Origin of the sequence: Spirillospora sp. NPDC046719 (assembly GCF_040645715.1) — a bacterium.
Lineage (GTDB): Bacteria > Actinomycetota > Actinomycetes > Streptosporangiales > Streptosporangiaceae > Spirillospora.
In genome coordinates, this window is record NZ_JBEYYT010000007.1 from 22,521 (window position 1) to 29,318 (window position 6,798).

Annotated in this window: 6 protein-coding genes; 4 read left to right on the forward strand and 2 right to left on the reverse strand. The window is 76.8% G+C overall.

Going from position 1 to position 6,798, the window contains the following annotated elements:
- Nucleotides 1-73: 73 nt before the first annotated feature.
- Nucleotides 74-538, reverse strand: a complete 465-nt coding sequence (locus ABZ914_RS02650; RefSeq protein ID WP_500191163.1) for a MarR family winged helix-turn-helix transcriptional regulator — start codon at nt 536-538, stop codon at nt 74-76.
- Nucleotides 539-624: 86 nt separating this feature from the next.
- On the opposite strand from ABZ914_RS02650, the gene ABZ914_RS02655 reads away from it, so the two are divergent.
- Together ABZ914_RS02655 and ABZ914_RS02660 are read left to right on the forward strand one after the other, a co-directional pair.
- The gene (locus ABZ914_RS02655; RefSeq protein WP_500191164.1) at nt 625-1,827 is read left to right on the forward strand and encodes an alpha/beta hydrolase; all 1,203 of its coding nucleotides are present in this window, start codon (nt 625-627) and stop codon (nt 1,825-1,827) included.
- Nucleotides 1,828-1,979: 152 nt separating this feature from the next.
- Nucleotides 1,980-2,432, forward strand: a complete 453-nt coding sequence (locus ABZ914_RS02660; RefSeq protein ID WP_387025667.1) for an iron chaperone — start codon at nt 1,980-1,982, stop codon at nt 2,430-2,432.
- Nucleotides 2,433-2,526: 94 nt separating this feature from the next.
- Here ABZ914_RS02660 and ABZ914_RS02665 read toward each other — a convergent pair whose 3' ends face one another.
- Nucleotides 2,527-5,319: an ATP-binding protein gene (locus tag ABZ914_RS02665; protein ID WP_500191166.1), complete on the reverse strand. Its 2,793-nt coding sequence runs from the start codon at nt 5,317-5,319 to the stop codon at nt 2,527-2,529.
- A 137-nt stretch (nt 5,320-5,456) separates the two neighbouring features.
- On the opposite strand from ABZ914_RS02665, the gene ABZ914_RS02670 reads away from it, so the two are divergent.
- Entirely contained in the window at nt 5,457-5,939 is a 483-nt protein-coding gene (locus ABZ914_RS02670; protein WP_500191168.1) for a pyridoxamine 5'-phosphate oxidase family protein, read from the forward strand.
- A gap of 109 nt (nt 5,940-6,048) precedes the next feature.
- Nucleotides 6,049-6,633: a helix-turn-helix domain-containing protein gene (locus ABZ914_RS02675; RefSeq protein WP_500191169.1), complete on the forward strand. Its 585-nt coding sequence runs from the start codon at nt 6,049-6,051 to the stop codon at nt 6,631-6,633.
- Nucleotides 6,634-6,798 lie beyond the last annotated feature (165 nt).

Consider the following 6,798-nt stretch of genomic DNA (forward strand, 5'->3'; position numbering starts at 1 on the left):
GTTATCTCCAACACGCGGACGCGGCCGGTTGTTCTCCCGGCGGGCCGGCGTCCGCCCGGTCACTCGGGGAGGGTCACTCGGGGCCGGGCGCGCCGGGCCGATCGTCCGGCTCGGGGAGCGCGCGGACCAGGTCGAGCAGGCGCCGGAGGTCCGGCAGGACGCCGTCGAGGCCGGTCTCGGCGAGCGCGGCCGCCGCCCGCTCCAAGTAGGGCCGCCGGGCGGCGACGATGCGCTCGACGAGGTCCCGGCCGTCCGGGGTGAGGGTGAGGTCGGTCCGGCGGCCGTCGCGGGGCGAGGGGCGGCGGTCGATCCAGCCGGCCGCGGCGAGGCGGTCGGCGAGGCGGCTCGGATGGCCGGGGTCGGCGGCCATCCGGGCGCCGAGGTCGGCGATGGAGACCGGCTGCTCGTCGGCGATGATCAGCAGCGCCTCGGCCTGGACGGCGGTGACGCCGAGGGGCCGCAGCAGGTGGTTGAACCGCCGCTCGACCTCGCGTTGCGCGGTCTTCAGGGCCATGAGCAGTTCGAGAACGGGCTCCACGGGGGGAGTCTATTGCGTTATGTGTCATGACATGCATATGCTCGGCGCCGGGCAGATATGTGTCATGACATGGAAATGGGGCCGCGATGCGCAGGATCAGGTTCTCCCGGACGCCCGCGTTCGACTTCGAGGCGCTGCGCGGGCTGTGGGCCGCGGCCTACGACGGCGGCGAGTTCGGCGAGGTCGCCGCCGTCATGGCACGCGTCCGCAGAGGCGGATTCGAGTCGTGGTACCGGGAGTGGTCCGCGATGGCGGAACGGGTGGCGGCGCGAGGACGCGCGTACGGCGAGCCCGTGTCCCGGGGCACCTCGCTGCTCAGGGCCGCCAACTACATGCGGCAGGCCGAGTTCTTCCTGGACCCGGCGGACCCGCGCCGCACCGCGACCGCGGCGGCCTGCCGCGACCTGTTCGACGCCGGGCTCGACGCCCTCGGCACGGACATCACCCGCACGCGCATCCCCTACGAAGGCGCCGATCTGGAGGCGCTGTTCATGCGCCCTGCGGACCCGGACGCCCGCACGGTGCTGGTCGTGCAGGGCGGTTTCGACTCCACGCTGGAGGAGCTGTACTTCATGCTCGGCGCCGCGGCCGTGCGGCGCGGCCACTGCGTGCTGATGTTCACCGGCCCGGGCCAGGGGTCGGCGCTGCGCGAGCACGGCATGCCGTTCACCGCCGAGTGGGAGCGCCCGACCCGGGCGGTGCTCGACTGGCTGTCCGGCCTCGTCGAGCCGCGGCTCCTGGTCGGCGCCGGCATCAGCTTCGGCGGCCACCTCCTCGCCAGGGCCGCCGCGTTCGAACCGCGCTACGACGGCGTCGTCCTGTACGACTACTTCCCCGGCATGCTCAACGCGTTCCTGCACAACGTGCCCCGCCCGGCACGCGGCGCGTTCCAGCGCATGCCGTGGTGGATGCGGCGCGCCGTCCCCCTGTACGGCCGGTTCGACGCGCAGGCCCGCTGGGGGATCGGCAACGCGCTCTGGACGTTCGGCGCCGGCACGCTGCCCGGCCTGATCGACGCGATGCGCCCCTTCGACGACGGCGCCTGGGCCGGCGAGATCACCGCGGACGCCCTCGTCCTGCTGGCCGAGCGCGAGCACTTCTACGATCCCGCGCTCGGCCGCGACTTCGCCGCCCGCCTCACCGGCGCCCGCTCCGTGCGGGTCCACACCTTCGCCGAGGCGGACGGCGGGCACCTGCACTGCCAGAACGGCGCCCTCCAGCAGGCGCACGAGGTGATCTTCGACTGGGTCCACGGCCTGGCCGCCGCCGCGGCGCCGCACCCCGCGTGACCGCACGGACCGGCACCGAGGCCCGCTCCGTGGTGGACATTCAGTGGTGAGCACGGAGGCGGCCCGCACTCCGGGTGCGGAAGGCTGTGACCACGGCGATCGACCGGGAACGACACCCGCGAACGCGAAGAATCACCACTGAAGGAGCAGCTATGGCGGCCACCAAGGACAGCGGTTACGAGGGTTTCACGGCCGAGGAGCGGGCCGCGATGAAGGAGCACGCCAAGGAGCAGAAGAAGGCGGCCCGCCGCGCCTCGGAGGCCGAGAAGGCGGCGGAGGCGGAGCGGGACGTGCTCGAAAAGATCGCCGCGATGGACGACCCGGACCGCGTGATGGCCGAGCGGGTCCACGCCGTCGTCACGGCCGCCGCCCCCCAGCTCGCGCCGAAGACCTGGTACGGGATGCCCGCCTACGCGCTGGACGGCAAGGTCGTCTGCTTCTTCCAGAGCGCGGAGAAGTTCAAGGCGCGGTACGCGACGCTCGGGTTCAGCGACCTGGCGAAGCTGGACGACGGCCCGATGTGGGCGGCCGGTTTCGCGCTGACCGAGGTGACGGAGGAGGTCGAGGCCCGGATCGCCGAGCTGGTGAAGCGGGCGGTCGGCTGACCGCGCCGCACACCGCAGGCGGCTCGCAGACGGCTGGGCGGCACGGCCTCGCGGGCAGCTGGGCGGCGCGGACGCCTGGGCGGCGCAGCTGGGGCTAGCCGACCGTCATGGGCGCGAGGCCGAGGTCGGCGAGCGCGGCCTGTCCGGCGGCGGCGTGCCCGCCCCCGGCGAGCACCAGCGTGCGGGCCGCCTGGTAGCGGCAGCCGGCCGCCTCGAACGCCGCCGCCGCGGCGAGCTGGCGCGGCACGTCGCCGTCGAGCAGCGCCTCCGCCCGGTCCACCTGGGCGGAGGCGACCGGGTTGCCGGCGACCATGGTCCGGGCGGCGGCGATCCGGTCCCGGGCGGCGGCGTGCCCGGCGAGCACCGCCGCCTCCGCCCGCAGCGCCGCGTACCAGTGCAGCCACACCCAGCAGACCCACTTCCACACCTCGTCGGGCGCCGGAGCGACGCGTTCGAGCGCCGCGGCCGGGTCGCCGTGGTGGAGCCGGACCATGGCGTCGAAGACCGCGCCGTATCCGAGGCGGTGGTCCGCCTCCGGACCGGCCTCGTCGACGATCGCGAGCCACGCCTTCCGGGCGTCGGCGTCGCCGCGCAGGCCGTGGATCATCGCGACGGACGCGGCGGCGGGGCCGAGCGAGCGCGTCCGCAGCCGCCCGCTCTGCTCCCACGCGTCGCGGAACCGCAGGCTGCCGGCGAGGACCTCGGCGGAGTTCCCGGCGAACGCGTCCGCGACCAGCAGCCAGGACGTGGCGTGGTGGCCCGCCTCGGCCAGCAGCGGGTGCCCGGCGAGGCGGCCGCCGAACCGGCGCGCGTCCGGCAGCTCGCCCACGCCGACGGCGGTCCCGGCGGCCATCGCGAGCGCGTCCATCAGCTCGTGGGTCTCCGCCGGCCCGGACGGCTCGGCCGGCAGCAGGCCGATCCGGCGCCGGGCCGCGGCCGCCGCGCCGAAGGAGTCGCCCGCCCAGCTCAGGGCGCCGGAGAGCGCGTCGAGGGCGGCGGACTCCGCCACCGGGTCGCCCGCGCGCCTGGCCAGCTCGACCGCCCGCTCGGCCTCCCCGACCGTCTCCTGCGCGGGGTTCTCCGGATCCCCCTGGACGGAGCCGAACGCGTCCGCGAGCACCGCCGCCTCGGCCAGCGCGACGGCCGCCCCGGCGCCCGCATCATCCCCGGACAGCGCGCGCGCCTCCGCCAGCATGGCGGTCACCTCGTCCACGGGCGGGACGTGCTCGAACGAGCTGGAGAAGCGGTACGCGACGGTCGCGGCCGTCGCCAGATCACGCCCGGCGCCGGCGGCGTCCCCGGCCCGGCGGGCGGACTCCGCGGCGGCGCGGTACAGGCGGAACATGTCGCCGTCCACGCTGCGGCACCCGGCGACGGCGGCGGCCTGCCGCAGCGCGGCGGCGGCCTCGGCGCCGTCCGCGAGCCCGGCGGCCTGCTCGAACCGCTGCTGCGCCTCGCCGAGCAGCGTGCGCGTGAAGGCCAGCTCGCCCATGGACCGGGCGAGACGGCAGGCGTCCGCCCGGTGCTCCGGCTGGTCGGACGCCCAGGTGAGGGCGGCTCGCAGGTCCTCGGCTACGGCGTCGAACCGGACGCGCCAGTCCGCGCCGCCGGTGCCGGACAGGGCGCCGGCGGCGGCCAGGCACCACGCCAGATGGCGCGACCGGACGTCCGCCGCCTCGCCCGCGCCGGCGAGCCGCTCCGTCCCGTACTGGCGGATCGTCTCCAGCGCGTGGTAGCGGGTGCCGGTCTCCGAGGGCGCCACGGAGAGCAGGCTCTGCTCGGCGAGGCGGCCGAGCCCGTCGACGACCGCGGCCGGGTCCAGCGGGCCGAACCCGGCGACGTCCGCCGCGGCCTCCGCGGTGAACGGCGCGACGAACACCGACACCCGGCGCAGCAGCGCCCGGTCCTCCGGCTCCAGCAGGTCGTGGCTCCAGTCCAGCACCGCCCGCACCGACCGGTGCCGGTCGTCCGCGCGGGACCCGCCGGTGAGGATCCGCAGCTGGTCGGAGAGCCCGGCGGTCAGGCCGTCCAGGCCGAGCGTCGCCCACCGCGCCGCCGCCAGCTCGATCGCCAGCGCCATGCCGCCGAGCCGCTCGCAGACGGCCACGACCCCCTCGCTCACCGCCGGGCCCGGCGGCCATCCGACCGCCGCCGCCCGGTCCATGAACAGGGCCACCGCGTCCGACTCGTCGCCGCCCTCCCGCGACAGCGGGGGGACCGGCACCACCCGCTCGAACGGCACCATCAGCCGGGCCCGGCTCGTCACGAGCACCCGCAGCCGCGGGCAGGCGGCCAGCAGCCGCTCCACGAACGGCGCGACCCCGTCGCGCACGTGCTCGCAGTTGTCCAGCACCAGCAGCGCCCGGCGGTCCGCCAGCGCGGCCGGCACCGCGTCGTCGATGCCGCGGCCCGGCTGCTCGCCGACGCCCACGGCCGCCGCGACCGCCGCCCCCACCCGGCCCGGCTCGGTGACCGGGACGAGGTCGGCGAACCACACGCCGTCGGGGAAGTCGCCCGCCACGTCCGCCGCGACCGCCAGCGCCAGCCGCGTCTTGCCCACCCCGCCCGGGCCGGCCACGGTCACCAGCCGGTGCGCCTTCACCGCGTCGGCCAGTTCGCCGCGCTCGCGGACCCGGCCGATGAACGCGGTCAGCGGCGCCGGCAGCGCGGGCGCCGCCTGCGACTCCTCGGCGCGCGCGACCTCGGCGGCGTGCCGGGCGAGCGCCCGCCGGTCCGGGAGTTGCAGCTTGCGCAGCATCGACGAGACGTGCGACTCGACGGTGCGCACGGAGATCACCAGCCGCGCGGCGATCTCCGCGTTGCTGAGGTGCTCCCCGAGCAGCGCGAGCACCTCGGCCTCCCGGGCCGACACCGCTGGACTGGACACCGGTTCATTATCCGTGGTCGATTCCGTGACCGGCACGGAGGCGGCCCGCGCCCCGGCGGGGAGAGGCTGGGACCACGCCGGCCGGCCCGGCGCGACGTCGCCGGACCGGCCCCGAACCCACGACCACCGGAGCGACCATGACCAGCCCTTCCGCGCAGGAGACCCGGCCCGTTCCCGAACCCCGGTCCCGCGACCGGCGCCGCCGCGACACCGAGCACCGCCTCGTCCACGACGTGGACGTCTGGGTGGCGACCGCCTCGCCCGACGGCGTCCCGTACCTGGTGCCGCTGTCCTTCGACTGGGACGGGGAGGCGCTGCTGATGGCCACCCCGGCGGACAGCCCGACCGGCCGGAACCTCGCCGCCGCCCGCACCGTCCGGCTCGGGCTCGGCCCCACCCGCGACGTCACCATGATCGACGGCGACGTGGAGGCCGTCGACCTGGACGCGCTGCCGCGCGAGCGGGCCGACCTGTTCGCCGAGCGCACCGGCTTCGACCCGCGGACGTCGGCGGGCGCGTACCGCTGGTTCCGCGTCACGCCGCGCCGCGTCCAGGCGTGGCGCGAGGTGAACGAGCTGGCCGGCCGCGACCTGATGCGCGACGGCCGCTGGCTGCCCTGACGCCGCTTTCCCGCACCGCGAACCGGAGGCCCGCCGTGACGCCGGGGATCGGTGATGGTGGGATCGTGGAGGGCGTCGGATCACGGGCCGGGCGGGCGGGAGGCCGGGGTTGAGCGGGCAGGAGAGCGGGTCGGGCGGGCAGGAGGCGATCGGCGAGGCCGTCGCGCGGACCGTCCGGGCGCTGCGGGCGGGGCACGGCTGGAGCCTGGACGAGCTGGCCGGGCGGTCCGGCGTCAGCAAGGGCGTGCTGGTCGGGCTGGAGCAGGGGCGCGGCAACCCCAACCTCGGCACGCTCATCCGGATCTCCGACGCGCTCGGCGTCCCGCTGACCCGGCTCGTGCAGGTGGAGGAGGAGCCGCCGGTGCGGGTGTTCCGCCCGGAACGGCACGTCGTGCTGTGGGAGGGCGCGAACGGCGGGACGGGCACGCTGCTCGCGGGCAGCGATCCGCGGCCGTCGCTGGAGCTGTGGCGGTGGGAGCTGCGGCCCGGCGAGGTCCGCGAGAGCGACGCCCACGTGCCCGGCACCAAGGAGATCGTCTACGTGGAGGCGGGCACGCTGACGCTCGGCGTGGACGGCCGCACCGACCTGCTGGAGGCGGGGACGGCCGCCGTGTTCGTCGGCGACCGCCCGCACTCCTACGGCAACTCCGGCGCCGGCGACCTGCGCTTCGTCCTCGCCGTCCTTGACCTCTGACCGCCCGGCCCGGCCGGATGACCGGCACCACCGTGCGGACGCCGGCGCGGACAGGCGCCGAGCACGCCGCGGCCGCCCGCCCGTCACGGGGGGCGGCGCCGGCGCGGGCGGCGCGGAGGGGGAGGGGGGCCGTGACGGCCCGTAAGGGTGGGTGGGGGCGGGGGC